This is a genomic window from Pseudomonas morbosilactucae (assembly GCF_023241665.1).
GTDB classification, from domain to species: Bacteria; Pseudomonadota; Gammaproteobacteria; order Pseudomonadales; family Pseudomonadaceae; genus Aquipseudomonas; species Aquipseudomonas morbosilactucae.
The window spans coordinates 126,811-143,382 of record NZ_JALQCX010000004.1 but is presented as its reverse complement, the minus strand read 5'-3'; the positions used below and the strand labels follow the sequence as shown (position 1 = coordinate 143,382).

Genomic DNA, 16,572 nt, shown 5'->3' with positions numbered 1-16,572 from the left:
GCTAGGGCCTTGTAGGCCTCTGGCGGCGCAGGCTCCTCAGACGCTTTCTGCCACGTCGATCTGTGGCGTTAGCATGCGCTTGTCGGTGCACGGCGCGGTGGGGTCAAGGGCACTGGCGATCATCAGTTGCACGGCTTCCCGGGCCAAGTCGGCCACCGGGTGCGAGAGCACCGCCTGCACCAGCCCCTCCGTCAGGGCCGTGGCGGTGAGCGGGGTCAGGTCGTGGCACACCACCACCGGCAGGCGGATTTTCTGAGCCTGCAATTGGCGCAAGGCCTTGAGCACCCCGGCAATACCGCCCCCGGCCACATACAGGCCCACCAGGTCGGGCTCGCTGCTGAGCAGGTCCAGCGTGCTGGCGTAGGCGAAGTCTTCGTCTTCCAGCGTCAGGCGCGTTGCTAGCAGTTCCCAATCCCCCTGCTGTTCCGTCAGGTAGGAACGCAGGCTCATTTCGCACAGTTCCTGGCATTGAAAACGCTGTGTGCCAAGCATCACGGCCACCGCACCCGGTTGCTGCGCCAGATGACGGATAAACCAACCGGCACTGCGCCCCATGCGGCGATTGTCGACGCCCACGTAGGCGGCGTTGGCCGCTGCTTCCAGGTCCGACACCAGGGCCACCACCGGCAAGCCATTCGCCGCCAGCTCGGCCACCGACTGGCGCACCAGCGGATGGTCGGCACTCACCAGCCCCAGGGCGTCGACCTCGCCGCGCAGGTGCCGAATACGTTCGGCTGTGGCGGCCGGGTCCAGGTCATCGATGTAATGGATCAGCACCCGCACCTGGGCCCGCACCGTGCTGGCGGCCGCCTCGTTCAGGGCCTTGGCCAACCCCTGGTAAAACGCCACGCCCCGTTTTTGCAGGAGAAAGCCCAAGCGCACCTTGGGGCGCTGTTGCAGCAGCCGTTGCTCGATCACATTGCGCCCATGGAAACCCAGGCGCGCTGCCGCCTCGGCAATCCGTTGGGCGGTGTCGGCGCGCACATTGGCCCTCAGGTTCATCACCCGGTCCACCGTGGCCAGGCTCACGCCGGCCTCTCGGGCTACGTCTTCCAGGGTCGGGCGCCGTGCAGGCGGCTTCGGTTGCTCTGACATGAAATGCAAGGCCGTTTCAGGTTTTTGAGGGGTTTTGCAAGGTTCTGCGAGCGGACTATAGCAGCGCGAGCACCCAGCCACTTAGGATTCCTCATAGCGCGATGTCGCTGCATAAGAACAATGAGCGGAGTGTCCTATGAGCCTGAATATTTCCACGGCGCCTTGTTGCTGGGGCGTGGATGACGTCAACAATCCCCATCTGCCGGACTGGCGCCTGGTGCTCGATGAGGCGGCTCAGGCCGGCTATCGCGGCATCGAATTGGGGCCCTATGGCTACCTGCCGCTGGACGTCGCCACCTTGGCGCCCGAGCTGCAACGGCTGAATCTTGAAGTGGTGGCCGGGACGATTTTCGACAACCTGGTGGACCCTGCCAATCTGCCCCGGTTGCTGCAACAGACCCACGACATCTGCTCCTTGCTCAAGCAACTGCCGGCCATTGCCCGCCAGCCCGGCCAGCGCTATGCCTTGCCGTGCCTGGTGGTGATCGATTGGGGCCACGAGGAGCGCGATTACGCGGCGGGCCACAGCGACCGCGCCCCTCGCCTGGAGGCCTCGGCCTGGCGCGGCATGATGGGGCATATCCGCCGCATCGCCGAGCTGGCCTGGGGCCAATACGGGGTGCGCACCGTGGTGCATCCCCACGCTGGTGGCTACATCGAGTTCGCCGATGAGCTGGCGCAGCTGGTGGCCGACATTCCCTATGAGGTGGCGGGGCTGTGCCTGGACACCGGCCACCTGTACTACGCCGGCATGGACCCGCTCAGCACCTTGCGCCAATACGCCGAACGCCTGGATTACCTGCATTTCAAGGACATCGATCAAGGGGTGTTCGAACAGGTGCTGAACCAACGCATCCGTTTTTTCGCCGCCTGCGGCCAGGGCGTGATGTGCCCCATCGGCCAGGGGGTGATCGACTACCCGGCGTTGCGTGAACTGCTCGGTGAGCTGGGCTACCAGGGCTACATCACGGTTGAGCAGGAGCGTGATCCGCGTCAGTCCGGGGGCAGCCTGAAAGACGTTGCCGCCAGCCGTGCCTACCTTTCCCGGGTCGGTTTCTGACCGGCTTTTCCCCCTTGAGGACCTCATTATGATTAACGGCAGCAAGCGTATTTCCCAGCCCCTGCGTTGGGCCATGGTCGGCGGCGGGCGTGACAGCCAGATCGGCTACATCCACCGCAGCGCCGCCTTGCGCGACCAGTCTTTCAGCCTGGTGGCCGGCGCCTTCGACCTCGACCCCGAACGTGGCCGGGCCTTTGGCGAGAGCCTGGGGCTGGACCCCGAGCGTTGCTACGCCGATTACCGCAGCCTGTTCGAGGGCGAGGCGCGGCGCCCGGACGGCATCCAGGCGGTGTCGGTGGCCACCCCCAACGGCACGCATTTCGCCATTACCCGGGCGGCCCTGGAGGCCGGGCTGCATGTGGTCTGTGAAAAGCCCCTGTGTTTCACCCTGGCCGAAGCCGAGACCCTGCGTGAGCTGGCCGTGGCGCGCAATCGCATTGTCGGCGTGACCTACGGTTATGCCGGCCACCAGTTGATCGAGCAGGCCCGGGAAATGATCGCCCAGGGTGAACTGGGGGAGATCCGCCTGGTGCAGATGCAATTCGCCCATGGCTTCCACAGTGCCCCGGTGGAGGCCCAGAGCGCGGCCACCCAATGGCGAGTGGACCCGCGCCTGGCCGGCCCCAGCTATGTGCTGGGGGATGTGGGCACCCACCCGCTGTACCTGTCTGAAGTGATGCTGCCCGAGTTGAAAATCAAAAAACTGCTGTGCGTCCGCCAGAGTTTTGTGAAGAGTCGCGCACCCCTGGAGGACAACGCCTACACCTTGATGGAGTACGAAGGTGGGGCCATGGGCACGCTGTGGTCCAGCGCCGTGAATGCCGGTTCTATGCATGGGCAGAAAATCCGCGTGGTCGGCGCCAAGGCCAGCCTGGAGTGGTGGGACGAGCGGCCCAACCAACTGTCCTTTGAAGTTCAGGGCCGGCCGGCGCAGATCCTTGAGCGGGGCATGGGCTACCTGCATGCCAATGCCCTGATAGACGACCGCATCGGCGCAGGCCATCCAGAAGGTTTGTTCGACGCCTGGGCCAACCTCTACTACCGCTTTGCCCTGGCCATGGACGCCGCCGACCGCGATGACCAGGCCTTGCTGGCGAGCCTGCGCTACCCGGACATTCACGCCGGGGTCGAAGGGGTGCGCTGGGTCGAACGCTGCGTCAGCTCGGCCGACCAGGGCGGTGTCTGGGTGGATTACTGAGGTTCGCGGGTTGGGTCCGGCGGGCAGTCGCACCGTTGTCGGGGTCGCCTGCAGCGAGCATCTGCGTGAGCAGGCTGCGCTGCTGGGCGTTGGGTAAAACCCCGCGGGTCTGCGCCAGCAGCACCACCGTGCCCTCGGTGTTGGTGAGGGTGACTTCGGCCTCGGCCCGGCCCTGGTTATCCACGTTCTGGATCACCCAGTGCGCGGTGATGGTGTCGCCGGCATACACCGGCGCTTTGAAACTGAACGTCATGCTGGCGGCCAGCCAACCGATCTGCCCGCCAATCTCAGTCACCAGGCTGGCCGTCAACAAGCCATGGCTGACCGGGGCCCGGAACTGGCGAGCGGCGGCGTATTCGGCATGCACATGCACCGGGTTGTAGTCCCGGGATAGCTCGGCAAAACGGCGAATGTCGTCCACGCCAAAGCAGCGGGACAGGGTGAAGCGGTCGCCCGCCTGGAGCCCCTGGGCAGCGCGTTGTCTGAAGTCGATCACGGCAGGTTCCTTGCTGGCAGTCATTCCTGGGTTGCAGTGGCTCATGGCGCTGGCCATCGCGCGGATGAGGGGCGGTTTGCGGCGGATCATCAGACGGTTTTCAGCAGGCGTCAATCCACGGTTTGGCCACCCACAAACGTACAAGCCAGGCATTAAATAGCATCCTTATACTCGTGCGATTGTTCTTCGGCCTGGCCTTGTCAGTTGCAGCAAAGCGCTGGTCGTTGATGTGTTTCTACGAGTAGTCGAGTACGCCACTGCATGGATATTTTTCTTTACGCCTTCAGCGTGATGTACAGCCCCGGGCCGGTGAATTTCATCGCCTTGAATGCTGGGCTGAGCGGCAAGTTCCGGCGTTCGCTGGGCTTCTTCGTCGGCGTCGGCTGCGCCTTGTTGCTGCTGTTCATGCTGTTTGGCTACACCGGCGAGGCGATTGTTTCCCAGGCCGCGCTGCCGTACATCTCGCTGCTGGGCAGCGTCTATACCCTGTACCTGGCGTATCAGGTGTATGGCGCCAGCGGCGCCGTCGTGGAGGATCAACCGGCTGTGACGATGCCCGGCAAGCCGCTGACCTTTGCCAATGGTTTCCTGATTCAGTTGCTCAACCCCAAGGGCATCATGGTGGTGCTGCCGATCACCAGCGTCATGTTGCCGGCAGCCCATATCAGCGGCGGGTCCATTGCCATGGTCTCGGTGTTACTGGCAATTGCCGGTGGCGGGGCGCCCGGGGTCTATTCGCTGTTGGGCGCACTACTCGGGCGGCGAATCACCCAGGAGTCTTACTTCCAGCTGTTCAACCGGGTGATGGGTATTGCGCTGGTGGTCTGTGCGGGCTTTATGTTTCATGGCTTCTATGTGCACATCAAGGAACTCTAGGGCAGGGGCTTCGGGACGGGGCTTTGATCATTCCAAGAGGGGCCGGTTAGGCGTGTTAATCTGCCCCTCGCTCAACCCAGCCACGCCATGGGTGCGCCACTATGCAAGATCGTCATTCGCCACAGGACTGGGTCAAACATGTGCCCACCGTCTCGTCGCTGACGCGGTTCGAGGCCTTCTTCGGCGCCCATGCCTTCGACCCCCATCGTCACGACACCTACGCCATTGGTCGAACCCTGGTTGGGGTTCATCGTTTTCATTACCGGGGCGAATCCCGGCAATGCCTGCCCGGCGAAACCATGATCGTGCACCCGGATGAGCCCCACGATGGCTGCGCCGGTTCCGCATCGGGGTTTCGCTATCGCGGTGTGCACCTGCCACCGGCCGTGGTCCAGCAGATTCTCCAGGGCCAGCCCTTGCCGTTTTTCAAGGCGGGCGTCACCCATGACCCCCGCCTGGCGAGTGCTGTCGATGGGTTGCTGGACGCTCTGGACGCCGGGCTCGACCCCTTGGCGGAAGATGAAGCGCTGTATCGCCTGGTGACGCTGTTCGCCGAAGCCGCCGGCCAGCGTCCGGTATCAGCGACGCCCCATTACGCCGCAGCGGCCCGGGCCCGGGAGTACCTGGACGACAACCTGGAGCGGCCCACCACCCTGGACGACTTGGCCCTGTGCGCCGGGCGCGACCGTTGGAGCCTGTCCAAGGATTTCAGCCTGTTCTTCGGCACCAGCCCCCATCGCTACCTGACCCTGCGCCGCCTGGATCGGGTGCGGGCGTTGGTCATGTCGGGGCAGGCCCTGACAGAGGCTGCGGTGGCGGCGGGGTTCTTCGATCACAGCCACATGGCCCGGCATTTCAAGAAGGCCTTTGGCATTGCCCCTTCGCGCTGGTGCAACCCGGTGAGCCGTACCGACGCCTGAAACCCCGCGTCCTCTTTCCCGGTTCTCGGGCCTGCCGCGCTGCCAAGCACTGCGGCGGCCTGGAGCTTGCCGTCATTCAACCCCACCCCTTGCGACCAGGAACCCGACCATGGCCACCATTACCCTGACCACCTTGCAGGCCCTTAAACAGCGGGGCGAGAAAATCGTCATGCTGACCTGCTACGACGCCACGTTTGCCGAGGCCGCCAGCGCCGCGGGCGTGGAGATGCTGTTGGTGGGCGACACCCTGGGCATGGTCCTGCAAGGGCACGACAGCACCTTGCCGGTGGAGGTGGAGGACCTGGCCTACCACACCGCGTGCGTCAAGCGCGGTAACCGAGGCGCCTTTATCGTTGCCGACATGCCCTTCATGAGTTACGCCACCCTGGAACAGGCGTTGCACAACGCCGGGCGCCTGATGAAGGCGGGCGCGCACATGGTCAAGCTGGAGGGCGATATCGGCCTGGCCGAGCCCATCCGCCGCCTGACTGCCAACGGCGTGCCGGTGTGCGCGCACCTGGGGTTGACGCCGCAATCGGTGAACGTCTTCGGCGGCTTCAAGGTCCAGGGGCGCGATCCGCAGCGTGCCCGGCAGTTGCTCGACGCCGCTTTGGCCCTGGAAAAGGCTGGCGCAGCCATGTTGTTGATCGAGTGCCTGCCCAACGACCTGGCCCGCCGCCTCAGCCAGGCGGTGACCATTCCGGTGATCGGCATTGGTGCCGGGCCCGGCACCGACGGCCAGGTGCTGGTCCTGCACGACATGCTCGGCCTGTCCCTGAGTGCTCACCGCCCGCGGTTCGTGCGTAACTTCATGAGCGGGCAACCGAGCATTGCCGCAGCGTTGCAGGCTTATGTCGCGGCGGTGAAGGCGGGGGCTTTTCCTACGTTGGAGGAGGGGTATTCCAGCTGAAAACAGCACCATTGCGGTGCGTTACAAGTCTTTTTCCGCCAGCCCCTAAAGTTGGGTGCTGGCTATCCGATAGCATTGCAGGAATGTGCACTGTGGGCCGTCCTGGCGCGAGGTAGGCCAGGGTGACTCGGGGTGATGGAAGCGTTCCAATCATCTTCAAGGAGCCTGCATGTTGCGCCTGTTCTCACTGGAAAATCTGACCGTCACCCGTAAGCTCGGCCTGGGGTTCGGCCTGTTGCTGGCCCTGGCGGTGCTGTTGGCTGCCACTGGCCTGCATGGCTTGCGCAATGACGAGTCGTCTTTCGCGCGCATCAACCGCCTGGGCGGGATCTTCGATGAAACCGTGTTCGCCCGCGAAGCCAATTTCAAGTACGCGCTGAGCGCCGAGCGCGCCGAACTCAATGCCCACGACACTCACCAGCAAGCGCTGCAAAGCGCCTTGTCGGAAGTGTTTGCCGACCTCAAGGGCGGCCAGTGGCCAGCTGAGGACCAGCAACTGGTGCAGCGCCTGAGTGAGGGCCTGGACGCCTATATCAAGGCCCACCAGGCTGCGCTGAACGCCTCCACCGCCAATGCCAGCGCCATTGTCCAGGCCAACGAGCTGCTGTCTGATCTGCAGGACAGCATTAACGTGCTGTACAAAAAAGAAGAGGAGCGGGCGGCCGCCAGCGTGCGCACCGTGGTCTCGATTCTTTGGGGTGTCACGGCGGCGGCGCTGCTGTTCGGTGCGCTGATCGCCTGGGTCATCGCCCGGCAGATCATCGTGCCGTTGCAGCAAACCCTGCTGGCTGCCGAGCGCATCGCCAATGGCGACCTGACCGTGCAACTGCACAGCCAGCGTCGCGATGAATTGGGGCAACTGCTGCGGGCCATTGGCAACATGAGCCAGCGCCTGCGGGAGGTCATCACCAAGATTGGCAGCGGCTCCTCGCAACTGGCAGTGTCGGCCAGCCAACTGGCGACCATCACCACCCAGACCCAGGCCGGCACCGACAGCCAGCGCTCGGACACCGACAAGGTGGCCAGTGCCATCAATGACATGACGGTGATGGTGCAGAAGGTGGCGCGCAACTCGGAAGACGCCGCCAGTGCCGCGCGCCAGGCCGACAGCGAAGCCAGCGGCGCCTCGCACATTTCCCGCGAGGCGATCCTGCAAATCGAAGTCCTCGCCGGTGAAGTCGGGGTGTCCGCCGAATCCATGAACCGCCTGCATCAGGAAATCGAACGCATCGGCAGTGTGCTGGGGGTGATCAAGGCGGTGGCCGGGCAAACCAACCTGCTGGCCTTGAACGCGGCCATTGAAGCCGCCCGGGCCGGTGAGGCGGGCCGTGGTTTTGCCGTGGTGGCGGATGAAGTGCGCAGCCTGGCGCAGCGCACCCAGCATTCCTCGGAAGAGATCGAACAACTGATCAGCGGCTTGCAGCGCATTGCCGACGAAAGCACCCGCACCATGCAGGCCAGTGTCGAGCAGACCCAGTCAACGGTGACTGGCGTGCGCAACACCGGCGATGCCTTGGAAGCCATCACCCGCCAGGTTTCGGAGATCCAGCAGATGAGCCTGCTGATCGCCAGCGCTGCCGAGGAGCAGAGCACGGTGGTGGCGGAGATCAATCGCAGCGTGCTGCATGTGCGTGAAACCGCCGACCAGTCGGCCCAGGCCAGCGGTGAAATTGCCTCGTCCAGCATTGAGCTGGCGCGCCTGGGCAGCGAGTTGCAGAGCCTGGTGGTGCACTTCCGTACCTGAGTCGCTCAGGTACGGCGCGCCATCAGCAGCACTGAAGCTGCAGCGGACAGCAGGCCGGCGCAGCAACGGTTGAACAGCCGCTTGCCGCGGGGCTCGCTGAACCAGCGGCGCATGTGCAGACCCATGTAGGCATAGGCGCCGATGGCCAGCCATTCCAGGGCCAGGAACAAGGCCCCCAGCAGCAGAAATTGCGGGCCCACGGCTTGCCCCGGGGTCACGAACTGCGGCAGGAACGCGGTAAAAATCAGGATGGCCTTGGGGTTGCCCGCCGCCACCAGGAACTCCTGCCGAGCCAGGGCCAGCAAGCCCCGGGCCGCACTGGCATCCCCAGCCTCGGCGGTCGGGTTAGTGCGCCACAGCTGCAGCGCCAGGTACAGCAGATACGCCGCCCCCAGAATCTTGATCCCGTAGAACAGCAACTCCGACGTCTGCAGCACCACCGCCAGCCCGGCGGCGGCCAGGGCGATCATCCCGGCAAACGCCAGCAACCGACCCAACCCAGCCAGGCACGCGGTGCGATAGCCGTAGCGCGTGGCGTTACTCACCGACAGCAGATTGTTCGGCCCAGGGGCCATGTTCAAGGCAAAGCAGGCCGGGACAAACAGCATCAGCGTGGCGAGGTCCATGGAGTGCTCCTGGGCAACGGATTACAAAAGGGGGCGCTTACGATAACGCCAGGTGGGGGGCGGGCCCAAGGGTGGGGTGGGAATTTTCTGGTGCTGAACAGGAATGTCAGTCGCTGCGTGGGAGTGGCGGGGTGTTCAATCGAGGTCGATCAATGGATTGCTGAGTGAACGTTACAGCCAGCCAGAAGCAATAGACGACAGGCCTGAGTAATCTATCGCTTCGTGGTCGGGGCGAGGGTTTTACAGTGCGAGTTGTTTGCTGGCGACCAAGCGATTGATGGCATCGGAAAGTTGGCGGTCCAGTGTGTCGGTTTTGGCATCAAGCATCGTATGAGAAGACCATGGGATGACAAACCAGCCTGCCCATTGCGTTACATAGTCTTCGTTCTTGGAAATTTGCAGAAGTTCGCCTGTGGTCTTTTTGACTTTTAGTTCAACAACGAAATCAGTTCGTGCAGAGCTAGGTATCAGGCCAAGGGAGAAGATCGTCAAGCCTCCCGCAAGGCCTGAGGTGAACTGGTTTTCGGTAATGGTGATCTGCATCTTCAGATCGTCGGCTTCTTGATCGAGGCCGCTCAGTTTTATGCTGTTGAACAAGTTCGATTTGCGCAGCGAATGCTCGACAATTTTCCGGTTTTCCTCGGGCATCCAATTGTTTTCTTTAGGCGTAGAACCATCCGTTGATCTTAGATTGACTATTTCAAGATAAACATTTCTTTTTGGGGTTTGCAGGGCTGAGTAGTCCATAGGTGTGGCAGGAACTCTGTTGCCGGAAAACCCCGCGATGCATCCAGTCAGGTTTGAAGCGGTGAAAATCACGATGAAAATCTTGAGCAGCCTTTGCATGTAGGGCTTCCTTGATGTAGTTGGGGGCGGCAGAGTGATGCTGATATGATATCACGGCGGCGATTGAGATCTATTGGTTGTGAGGGCAGACGAGACCCCTCAATGGGTTGCCATGTAGGGAGATAGTGAGGCGTAGCCATGTTTAGAAACCATCTTGGGTAGGTTTTGATGGCTGTCCGTGCTGTGCACGCGTAGGCGCTGGCCGAGTCTACCAACGACAAGACGAACGTCGTCGCGGCGCAGAACTGCAGTCTGGTGACAATTGAAGTGGCGAGGGAACTGCCTGGTACTCCTTGTCTGGAGGTGCGTGAGAGCGATCCACGGGCGGATGTTCGGCAAACGTTTGAATCTCACAGAGCGGGCATTAGATGAACCTAAAAACTGATGCGTACTCAGAAAAAACGGTAATTATCTTGGGTCGCCCTTCATAGGAATAGTGGCTCTCTTTATTGAAAAAATGGCTAATAGGTGAAGTATGAAATGGACGTCTGTGGCTTTTTTGGCTATTGCAAGTGCTCTTCTTGCGGGGTGTGCAACTACCCCAGCTTCCAGTCAATCTGCTGCCTCAGTTCCGCAGGAACGCATTCTTGATCAGAGTTATCTAAAGCCGGACGCCCGGCGGAGCGAGTTGGTGACCGTTATACGAGATAACGGTTACATGGGCAGTGGACTTCAGATGATTTTTAAGGTTAACGCTAGTCCGGTAGCAGCCTTCAAAACCGGAGAAAAGGTCGAGATCTACTTGGCGCCAGGGAAGTATGTTTTTGTGGCCGAGGGCAAACCAAATCCATTCAGCGAGGCTCCGGGTGAGTCTGAGGTAGAGGTCATTTCAGGGCAGATGAATAAATTTAGACTGCGTTTGGTTCCTGGTGATGGGCCTAGATATGAACGGACGATCCAACCTTAAGGGCGTTGAGATGTTCTAGCGATACTTCTCAAATAAGGCACTCATGATCAAGTTGTTACCGAAAAGTGAACTACAGGCATTGGCGGCGGCCGCTGAAGAAAACACGCTCACGCTGAGTGACCTTGGGGGTATTTGCGAGAGGTATGCCATCGACCCTCGACAGTTGTTGAACGAGTTGTCCGTGGAGGTTGCTGAGGGTTTTCTTGCGGGCGCGCTGAGCTATGGGTTTTGCGACGGGGTGATGAACGGGGTGGTAGGCGCCATCGTGAACTTGGGGATGGTGGGCGATTTTCCTGAGCCCGCCTTTTCGCTATATCACGCATTCGATCAGGGCGAATGGGTCCGCAGCAGCGACCCTGTGGGAACTGATCCCGGTGAGCAGTACACCAGGCCGATAGTCATGGAAATAATGCGCAATCTCGAAGGCTGAGGTCGGGAAGCAGACGCATTCGCTCAGGCAAACTCAGTGGACTGGCAAGGCCCCGGCTCCCTCCAGAAACCTACAGTTGCATCTCTGCCAGCGCCCGGCGCAGCGGTGCATCTGAAATCTGGATGGGGCCGTGGAATGGCACGTTCATATCCAGCACCAGGTAGACGGAGGCGGCGATGAGTAAGGCGGAGATGGTGAACATGCCGATCACCATGGGGTTGCGTGGCGCCCGGTAGCCGAAGCTGGCGTAGATCAGCGTCATCCAGGCCACCAGCATGCCGATCAGCGGTCCGGGCATGGCGCCTTCTGATTGCTCGACGATCTTCCAGCGCTGCTCGATCAGTGAGTGATAGCGCTGGCGCAGGTCCACCAGCATGGCTTCGTGAAAGCGGTCCGGTGGCTTGATGGCGGTCAGGGCTACGCCGATATCGTCGAGGTATTGAGCGGCGACGCTTTTCTGGTGCAGCAACGCCTGGTCACCGCGGTAGGGGTTGGCGATGGCCTGTTCGACATACAGCATCAAATGCCCCCGGGCATCTTCTGCGGGCGGGCCATAGGCCCTGAAGGAACGGTCGAGGATGATCAGGCTGGTGGCGTAGGCATGCACGTTGGCGTCGATGGCTTCGAAGGTGTTCTTGGCCGAATTGATCATCAGGCCGAACACCAGGGAGGTCATGACCACGAAGATATTGGCCACCAACCGCACCACGGTATTGGTGTCTTCATCCCGGTGGCGGGCTGCCAGTTTTGGATACAGGTGCATCATCAACAGCGAAGCCGACAACAAACAGCTGAAGATGCCCACCGCTACCCAAATCGAGTCCATGCACTGCCTTTGATGTTATTGGTTTGAATGCACCCACCGCCGTGAGCCCTTAAGACCTGAGTCGTCGTTCCAGCCTCGCAATCGGCCCTCGGCTGAGGGGCGGTGGCCTTTGTAGTCTAGAAAAAAAGCCCATGGCTGCCAGTGCCGCGCTCAACTCAAGCCCAGGCTCTGAATGCCCGGCTCGGCTTGCGGCGGGTGGCTGAAGTCGAGCAGGGCAATAAAGCTATTCACCAGCGGTGACTGGTTGTCGCGGTGCCGGTTCATGTACAAGCCGATGGCCGGGTTGGGGGCGTCATTCACGGGCAGCAGGGGGCGAAACACGACCTTGTCGCCGTTGAATGAGTGGGCGATGGATTCGGGCACCAGGGCCACGCCGAAGCCGCAGGCCACCAGGCCGATCAAGGTGTGGATCTGCGCGCTTTCCTGGACCACCTTCGGGTAAAAGCCGGCGGCTTCGCACAGGGCGATAAGGTGTTGGTGATAGCCGCTGCCCAGGGCTTCGGGGGTGAAGACGAAGGCTTCGTCGGCGAAGTCCCGCAGGTCGATCTGCTCGGCCTGCGCGTTGGCATGCTGGATGGGCAGGGCCATGAGCAGCGCTTCGTCGAGCACCAAGCGCGATTCGATGTTGTGCCCGGGCATCGGCAGTTTGCGCATAAAGGCGATATCCGCCTCGCGGGACACCATCGCCTCGGCCTGCTGGGCGGAGGGCATTTCCTTGAGGATGAGTTGGACCTTGGGAAAGCGTTCGCGGAACTGCTTGAGGGTGTTGAGCAGCGACTCGTAATGGGCGATGGACACGGCCGTGATGGTGAGTGTGCCGGCGCTGCCCTCGGCCACCTGGCGGGCGTGTTCCACCCCGTGCTCCAGGGTCTTGAGGGTGCTGTAGGCGGTTTGCAGAAAGGCGCTGCCGGCGGGCGTCAGCTTGACCTCGCGCTTGCTGCGGGTGAACAGGCTGAAACCCAGTTTGCCTTCCAATCGGCTGATCGCCTGGCTCAGGGGCGGTTGGGCCATGTGCAGGCGAAGGGCAGCCTTGTGAAAGTGCAGCTCTTCAGCCACGGCGATGAACTGCCTCAGCAGTCGGGTTTCGATCATGTCTTGGGTTCCTTCACGTGAGCTGATCCCTGCGGCCTGAGCGGCGCCTTGTTCCCTGAGTCGACCCATAGGCCTGAGCAAAAGCTTGATAGGCGCCAGGTATCAAAGGGCGTGCTGATCAGTATTAAACATCCCGTGCGGTGATTGTTAGGGTGATGGGCTTTTACGAGGGAACAGAGCATGAACTTCATCGGTAAAACGGCAGTGATCACTGGCGCAGGTCGGGGCCTGGGCTATGTCTACGCCCGGGAGTTGGCCAGGCTCGGCGCCAACGTGGTGATCAGCGATATTGGGGCGGACAAGGTCGGTGACGGTGCGGACGCTGCCATTGCCCTCGACGCCGCCCACGCCCTGCAAGCCGAGGGTTTCAAGGTGATTGGCCACAGCGCCGACCTGGCCAGCGAGCAGGGTTGCCGGCAATTGATCGAGACGGCCGTCGAGGCGTTCGGGCAGTTGGATATCCTGATTCACAACGCCGGTTGGGTCGGTTATCAATCGATTGAGGACGCCGACTCGGCATTTATCGAGCGCGCCCTGGGTATCAGCGTTTACACCCCCATCTGGTTGTGCAAAAGCGCCTGGCAGCACCTCAGGCAATCTGCCGCTGCACGGGTGGTGCTGACGACGTCGGACCGGGCGATGTATCAGCCCTACGCTCAGCCGGGCCTGGTGGCCTACGCCGCAGGCAAGATGGCGCAACTGGGCATCATGAACGCCCTGAGCATGGAGGGCGCGGCAGAGGGCATCCTGGTCAACGCGGTGTCGCCGGTCGCCAAAACCCGAATGTGGGGCGTGAGTGAAGCGCCGCATAACCTCAAGCCGGAGTGGGTGGCGCCTGGTGTGCTGTTTCTTGTCTCGGAGCAGTGCCGAGACACGGGCTACATTCTGCGGGCCAGCAATGGCCAGTTCACCGCCACCCGTTTTACCGAGAACCCGGGCGTCGACTACCCGCTGGACCTGGCCCGGGTGCCAGCGTCCAGCGCCGAGCAGGTGGCGCAACGGTGGGAGCAGATCAAGGCGTGCTGACAGCTCTTGCGGGAGCGCAGGTGCCTAGTCCGCCTGCACGGCTGCCCAGCTGAAGTCCGAGGGCTCGAAGCGATCGCGTGTGTCCATCCGAATGCCGCGCAGGCTCGCGGTTTTTTCGTGGGAGGCGTAGAGCGCCTCTGAAAAATAGCTGATCAGGATGGAGCGTCGGCGGGCGCCGACCCGGTTCAGGCTGGCCCCGTGCACCAAGTCGACATCGAACACCAGAATGTCCCCGGCCACGCCTGAAAGCTGCACCGACTGGGAGTCGTCATTGCCGTCCAAGGGCGGCGCATTCTGCTCGGGGCGATGGCTGCCGGGGACGATACGGGTCGCGCCATTGCTAGGGCCGTAGTCGTCGAAATAGGCAATGGCGATCGCGATATCGCCGGGGCGCTGGGCCGACAAGTCGCGGTGCAACAGCTGATGGCCGCCGCCTTCCAGGGGCTCGCGCCCCTCCACCTGGGAGAGGAAGAACCGCTCGCCGATCAACTCGCCTACCACTGCCAGCAGCGGCGGCATGCGGCACAGCGCCTGAATCGTCGAATCAGTGTCCAGCTGCGAATGGCGCCAATCCATGCCACGGGGTACTGGCCATTGATCCGAGGGCTTTACGCCCGCCTCGAACGCGGCCCGCAGGTCCGGCAGCCAGGCGCTGGGGATGGCTTGGCGGAGCAGCACATAGCCGTCTCGATGAAGGTGTTCGCGGTCAGTCATTGCGTGCTCAATTCCCTTGATAGCCCGTGCATCCTGCAAAACGGCCCGGTGCGGGGGCAGAGCATCGGGCGTCGGCGGTGCAGGGTCAAGCATCGCGTCTAGCTGTTCAGAAAATAGGGCCCATAGGCTTGAAACGCCTGGGCAGAGGCGGGGGAATTGCCCTGTGGACGCATGCTGCGCACTGGTCAAAGACCGGGCATCGGCTTTAGTCTGAACCCCCGACCCTTGTGAACCCAGCCGAGCCCCTATGAGTACAGCGCCGAATCATCCGCTTGTCCGCGCCGGAATCGTCGAGTTTCCGGTGTTTCATGCCCGTGGTGGTACCTCCACCGGGGTGATCATCGCCAAGGAGCATCTGCCCAGGGATGAACGCCTGGTGGAGGAGTTGCTCCGCCATGTGATGGGCGTGCCGTTGGCGGGGGAGTGGCCGGGCAATGGGCAGATCACCGGGTTGGGCCGGGGCATTCCCACCAGCAACAAGGTGTTTATCGTCGAGCGGCGCCCGGGTGAGACGCGGATGATCAGCACCCTGGCGCAGTTGGCGGCGAGTAAGAGCGCCATCGACTGGAGCGTCAATTGCGGCAACATGTCCGCCGCCTTGCCCCTGTATGCCTTGGAACGTGGCTGGCTGGAGCCCGCCGAGCCGGGGGCGAGCATCGAGATCTTCAACAGCAACACCCAGACCACGATGTTCGCGCGCCTGGGGTTTGCCGAGGGCCGCCTGCTCAGCGACACGCGGATTCCCGGGGTCAACGGTACCTACCCCGGGGTGGACCTGTTTCTCAAGGACCCGGTTGGGGCCAAGACCGGCGCACTGTTCCCGTCCTGGCAGCGGGTCGATGACCTGAATGGCATCGCCGCGACCTGCATCGATGTGGCGGTGCCGATGGTGATCGTCAAGGCCTCCGACCTGGGCAAGACCGGGCAGGAAAGCCCCGCGCAACTGGAAGCCGATCCCATGTTCAAGGCGGCGCTGTTGGAGTTGATGGTCGAGGGCGGCCTGCGCATGGGCTTGCGCAATCGCGCTGGGTCGTTGCTTACTGCCGCCGAGTTGCGGCGCAGCGAGACCATTCCGAAAATCTGCATCGTCAGCCCGGCCCGGGCCGGGGGCGACATCAGCACCCGCTATTTCACCCCGCAGAACGCCCATCCGTCTTTGGCGGTCTCTGGCGGCTGTTGCCTGGCGGCGGCGTGCCTGGCACCCGGCACCGTGCCGCACTCGTTGCTGCAGCGCCCCCCTGTGCTGAAGGAGCAAAGCGGCGAGTACGCCCTGTCCATCGAGAACCCGGCCGGGGTGCTGGACACCCTGATCACCGCGCGGGCGCAGGGTGCCGACATGCACGTGGACGCGGCGGCCTATCGGCGCAGCGCCCAGGTGCTGTTGAAGGGCACGGTGCCGCTGTACAACGCCTCGCCCGAGTTGCTCGCGGCCCTCTCCTGAGGGCCGGGGCCAACCCGGTATCGGGCGTTATTGCGGCAAGTAGCTGGGCACCCGGCGGTGCAGCAGCTCGATCAACTCCGGCGCCATGAACTCGAAGTCATCGGGGATGTTCAGGCACACCACCCGCTTGTCCCGCAGGTAGGGCTTGAACTTGGACGACAGCTTGTTGCGGTGACGGGGCTCCATCACCAGGATCAGCCCGGCCCATTCCAGCAGCTCCGGGCTCACCGGCACCTGGGCATCGTGGTTGATGCCCGCCGAGGCGGTGGCCACCCCGGGCCAGTCGGCGAACACCTGTTCGGCGGTGGGGCTGCGCAGCTTGTTCTGGCTGCAGACAAACAACACATTCAGCATGGCTCGGGCTC

Annotated in this window: 17 protein-coding genes and 2 pseudogenes; 11 read left to right on the top strand and 8 right to left on the bottom strand. The window is 62.6% G+C overall.

Annotated features, from left to right (window positions below; genetic code table 11):
- Window positions 1-36: 36 nt before the first annotated feature.
- Window positions 37-1,095 carry a LacI family DNA-binding transcriptional regulator gene (locus M1B35_RS01560; protein ID WP_268261038.1) on the bottom strand — a complete coding sequence of 353 codons (1,059 nt, stop codon included), beginning with the start codon at window positions 1,093-1,095 and terminating at the stop codon, window positions 37-39.
- 136 nt (window positions 1,096-1,231) lie between these two features.
- Between M1B35_RS01560 and M1B35_RS01555 the strand changes: the two genes are divergently transcribed.
- Together M1B35_RS01555 and M1B35_RS01550 are read left to right on the top strand one after the other, a co-directional pair.
- Window positions 1,232-2,155 (top strand): TIM barrel protein, encoded by a 924-nt coding sequence (locus M1B35_RS01555; RefSeq protein ID WP_268261037.1) that lies wholly within the window; start codon window positions 1,232-1,234, stop codon window positions 2,153-2,155.
- Between the two features lie 28 nt (window positions 2,156-2,183).
- Window positions 2,184-3,353 carry a Gfo/Idh/MocA family protein gene (locus M1B35_RS01550; RefSeq protein WP_123332201.1) on the top strand — a complete coding sequence of 390 codons (1,170 nt, stop codon included), beginning with the start codon at window positions 2,184-2,186 and terminating at the stop codon, window positions 3,351-3,353.
- On the opposite strand, the gene M1B35_RS01545 is transcribed toward M1B35_RS01550, so the two are convergent.
- Entirely contained in the window at window positions 3,313-3,849 is a 537-nt protein-coding gene (locus M1B35_RS01545; RefSeq protein ID WP_268261036.1) for a MaoC family dehydratase, read from the bottom strand. The genes M1B35_RS01550 and M1B35_RS01545 overlap by 41 nt on opposite strands.
- Before the next feature lie 261 nt (window positions 3,850-4,110).
- On the opposite strand from M1B35_RS01545, the gene M1B35_RS01540 reads away from it, so the two are divergent.
- The 5 genes and pseudogenes from M1B35_RS01540 to M1B35_RS32510 form a co-directional block, all read left to right on the top strand.
- The gene (locus M1B35_RS01540; RefSeq protein WP_268261035.1) at window positions 4,111-4,725 is read left to right on the top strand and encodes a LysE family translocator; all 615 of its coding nucleotides are present in this window, start codon (window positions 4,111-4,113) and stop codon (window positions 4,723-4,725) included.
- Between the two features lie 101 nt (window positions 4,726-4,826).
- Window positions 4,827-5,645 carry an AraC family transcriptional regulator gene (locus M1B35_RS01535; RefSeq protein WP_268261034.1) on the top strand — a complete coding sequence of 273 codons (819 nt, stop codon included), beginning with the start codon at window positions 4,827-4,829 and terminating at the stop codon, window positions 5,643-5,645.
- Between the two features lie 109 nt (window positions 5,646-5,754).
- Window positions 5,755-6,555: a 3-methyl-2-oxobutanoate hydroxymethyltransferase gene (panB, locus tag M1B35_RS01530; protein ID WP_268261033.1), complete on the top strand. Its 801-nt coding sequence runs from the start codon at window positions 5,755-5,757 to the stop codon at window positions 6,553-6,555.
- A gap of 169 nt (window positions 6,556-6,724) precedes the next feature.
- A pseudogene (locus M1B35_RS32515) lies at window positions 6,725-7,444 on the top strand (HAMP domain-containing protein); the annotation flags it as partial.
- Between the two features lie 285 nt (window positions 7,445-7,729).
- Window positions 7,730-8,299, top strand: a pseudogene (locus M1B35_RS32510) (methyl-accepting chemotaxis protein); the annotation flags it as partial.
- A gap of 5 nt (window positions 8,300-8,304) precedes the next feature.
- On the opposite strand, the gene M1B35_RS01520 reads toward M1B35_RS32510, so the two are convergent.
- Together M1B35_RS01520 and M1B35_RS01515 are read right to left on the bottom strand one after the other, a co-directional pair.
- A complete protein-coding gene (locus M1B35_RS01520; RefSeq protein WP_268261032.1) occupies window positions 8,305-8,925 on the bottom strand; it encodes a LysE family translocator in 621 nt (206 codons plus the stop codon).
- Window positions 8,926-9,165: 240 nt separating this feature from the next.
- Entirely contained in the window at window positions 9,166-9,771 is a 606-nt protein-coding gene (locus tag M1B35_RS01515) for a hypothetical protein (protein WP_268261031.1), read from the bottom strand.
- Between the two features lie 475 nt (window positions 9,772-10,246).
- On the opposite strand from M1B35_RS01515, the gene M1B35_RS01510 reads away from it, so the two are divergent.
- Together M1B35_RS01510 and M1B35_RS01505 are read left to right on the top strand one after the other, a co-directional pair.
- Window positions 10,247-10,678 carry a hypothetical protein gene (locus M1B35_RS01510; RefSeq protein ID WP_268261030.1) on the top strand — a complete coding sequence of 144 codons (432 nt, stop codon included), beginning with the start codon at window positions 10,247-10,249 and terminating at the stop codon, window positions 10,676-10,678.
- Window positions 10,679-10,721: 43 nt separating this feature from the next.
- Window positions 10,722-11,108, top strand: coding sequence for a hypothetical protein (locus M1B35_RS01505; protein WP_268261029.1), 387 nt, complete (start codon window positions 10,722-10,724; stop codon window positions 11,106-11,108).
- Window positions 11,109-11,178: 70 nt separating this feature from the next.
- Here the strand turns inward: M1B35_RS01505 and M1B35_RS01500 are convergent, their stop codons facing one another.
- Window positions 11,179-11,934: a bestrophin-like domain gene (locus M1B35_RS01500; RefSeq protein WP_268261028.1), complete on the bottom strand. Its 756-nt coding sequence runs from the start codon at window positions 11,932-11,934 to the stop codon at window positions 11,179-11,181.
- A 150-nt stretch (window positions 11,935-12,084) separates the two neighbouring features.
- Window positions 12,085-13,026, bottom strand: coding sequence for a LysR substrate-binding domain-containing protein (locus M1B35_RS01495; RefSeq protein ID WP_268261027.1), 942 nt, complete (start codon window positions 13,024-13,026; stop codon window positions 12,085-12,087).
- 180 nt (window positions 13,027-13,206) lie between these two features.
- Here M1B35_RS01495 and M1B35_RS01490 point away from each other — a divergent pair, with 180 nt between their 5' ends.
- The gene (locus M1B35_RS01490) at window positions 13,207-14,052 is read left to right on the top strand and encodes an SDR family NAD(P)-dependent oxidoreductase (protein WP_268261026.1); all 846 of its coding nucleotides are present in this window, start codon (window positions 13,207-13,209) and stop codon (window positions 14,050-14,052) included.
- Between the two features lie 24 nt (window positions 14,053-14,076).
- Here the strand turns inward: M1B35_RS01490 and M1B35_RS01485 are convergent, their stop codons facing one another.
- The gene (locus M1B35_RS01485) at window positions 14,077-14,766 is read right to left on the bottom strand and encodes a phytanoyl-CoA dioxygenase family protein (RefSeq protein ID WP_268261025.1); all 690 of its coding nucleotides are present in this window, start codon (window positions 14,764-14,766) and stop codon (window positions 14,077-14,079) included.
- Between the two features lie 247 nt (window positions 14,767-15,013).
- Between M1B35_RS01485 and M1B35_RS01480 the strand changes: the two genes are divergently transcribed.
- The gene (locus M1B35_RS01480; RefSeq protein ID WP_268261024.1) at window positions 15,014-16,207 is read left to right on the top strand and encodes a PrpF domain-containing protein; all 1,194 of its coding nucleotides are present in this window, start codon (window positions 15,014-15,016) and stop codon (window positions 16,205-16,207) included.
- Window positions 16,208-16,234: 27 nt separating this feature from the next.
- Here the strand turns inward: M1B35_RS01480 and M1B35_RS01475 are convergent, their stop codons facing one another.
- Window positions 16,235-16,561, bottom strand: coding sequence for a low molecular weight protein tyrosine phosphatase family protein (locus tag M1B35_RS01475; RefSeq protein WP_123332221.1), 327 nt, complete (start codon window positions 16,559-16,561; stop codon window positions 16,235-16,237).
- Window positions 16,562-16,572: the final 11 nt, after the last annotated feature.

What these genes read in the sequence shown, in the direction of transcription:
- M1B35_RS01485 (WP_268261025.1), bottom strand. Translation starts at nt 14,766, where the DNA reads ATGACTGACCGCGAACACCTTCATCGAGACGGCTATGTGCTGCTCCGC.
- M1B35_RS01505 (WP_268261029.1), top strand. Translation starts at nt 10,722, where the DNA reads ATGATCAAGTTGTTACCGAAAAGTGAACTACAGGCATTGGCGGCGGCC.
- M1B35_RS01475 (WP_123332221.1), bottom strand. Translation starts at nt 16,561, where the DNA reads ATGCTGAATGTGTTGTTTGTCTGCAGCCAGAACAAGCTGCGCAGCCCC.
- M1B35_RS01555 (WP_268261037.1), top strand. Translation starts at nt 1,232, where the DNA reads ATGAGCCTGAATATTTCCACGGCGCCTTGTTGCTGGGGCGTGGATGAC.
- M1B35_RS01490 (WP_268261026.1), top strand. Translation starts at nt 13,207, where the DNA reads ATGAACTTCATCGGTAAAACGGCAGTGATCACTGGCGCAGGTCGGGGC.
- M1B35_RS01535 (WP_268261034.1), top strand. Translation starts at nt 4,827, where the DNA reads ATGCAAGATCGTCATTCGCCACAGGACTGGGTCAAACATGTGCCCACC.
- M1B35_RS01520 (WP_268261032.1), bottom strand. Translation starts at nt 8,925, where the DNA reads ATGGACCTCGCCACGCTGATGCTGTTTGTCCCGGCCTGCTTTGCCTTG.
- M1B35_RS01495 (WP_268261027.1), bottom strand. Translation starts at nt 13,026, where the DNA reads ATGATCGAAACCCGACTGCTGAGGCAGTTCATCGCCGTGGCTGAAGAG.
- M1B35_RS01560 (WP_268261038.1), bottom strand. Translation starts at nt 1,095, where the DNA reads ATGTCAGAGCAACCGAAGCCGCCTGCACGGCGCCCGACCCTGGAAGAC.
- M1B35_RS01510 (WP_268261030.1), top strand. Translation starts at nt 10,247, where the DNA reads ATGAAATGGACGTCTGTGGCTTTTTTGGCTATTGCAAGTGCTCTTCTT.
- panB (WP_268261033.1), top strand. Translation starts at nt 5,755, where the DNA reads ATGGCCACCATTACCCTGACCACCTTGCAGGCCCTTAAACAGCGGGGC.
- M1B35_RS01480 (WP_268261024.1), top strand. Translation starts at nt 15,014, where the DNA reads ATGAGTACAGCGCCGAATCATCCGCTTGTCCGCGCCGGAATCGTCGAG.
- M1B35_RS01500 (WP_268261028.1), bottom strand. Translation starts at nt 11,934, where the DNA reads ATGGACTCGATTTGGGTAGCGGTGGGCATCTTCAGCTGTTTGTTGTCG.
- M1B35_RS01540 (WP_268261035.1), top strand. Translation starts at nt 4,111, where the DNA reads ATGGATATTTTTCTTTACGCCTTCAGCGTGATGTACAGCCCCGGGCCG.
- M1B35_RS01550 (WP_123332201.1), top strand. Translation starts at nt 2,184, where the DNA reads ATGATTAACGGCAGCAAGCGTATTTCCCAGCCCCTGCGTTGGGCCATG.
- M1B35_RS01515 (WP_268261031.1), bottom strand. Translation starts at nt 9,771, where the DNA reads ATGCAAAGGCTGCTCAAGATTTTCATCGTGATTTTCACCGCTTCAAAC.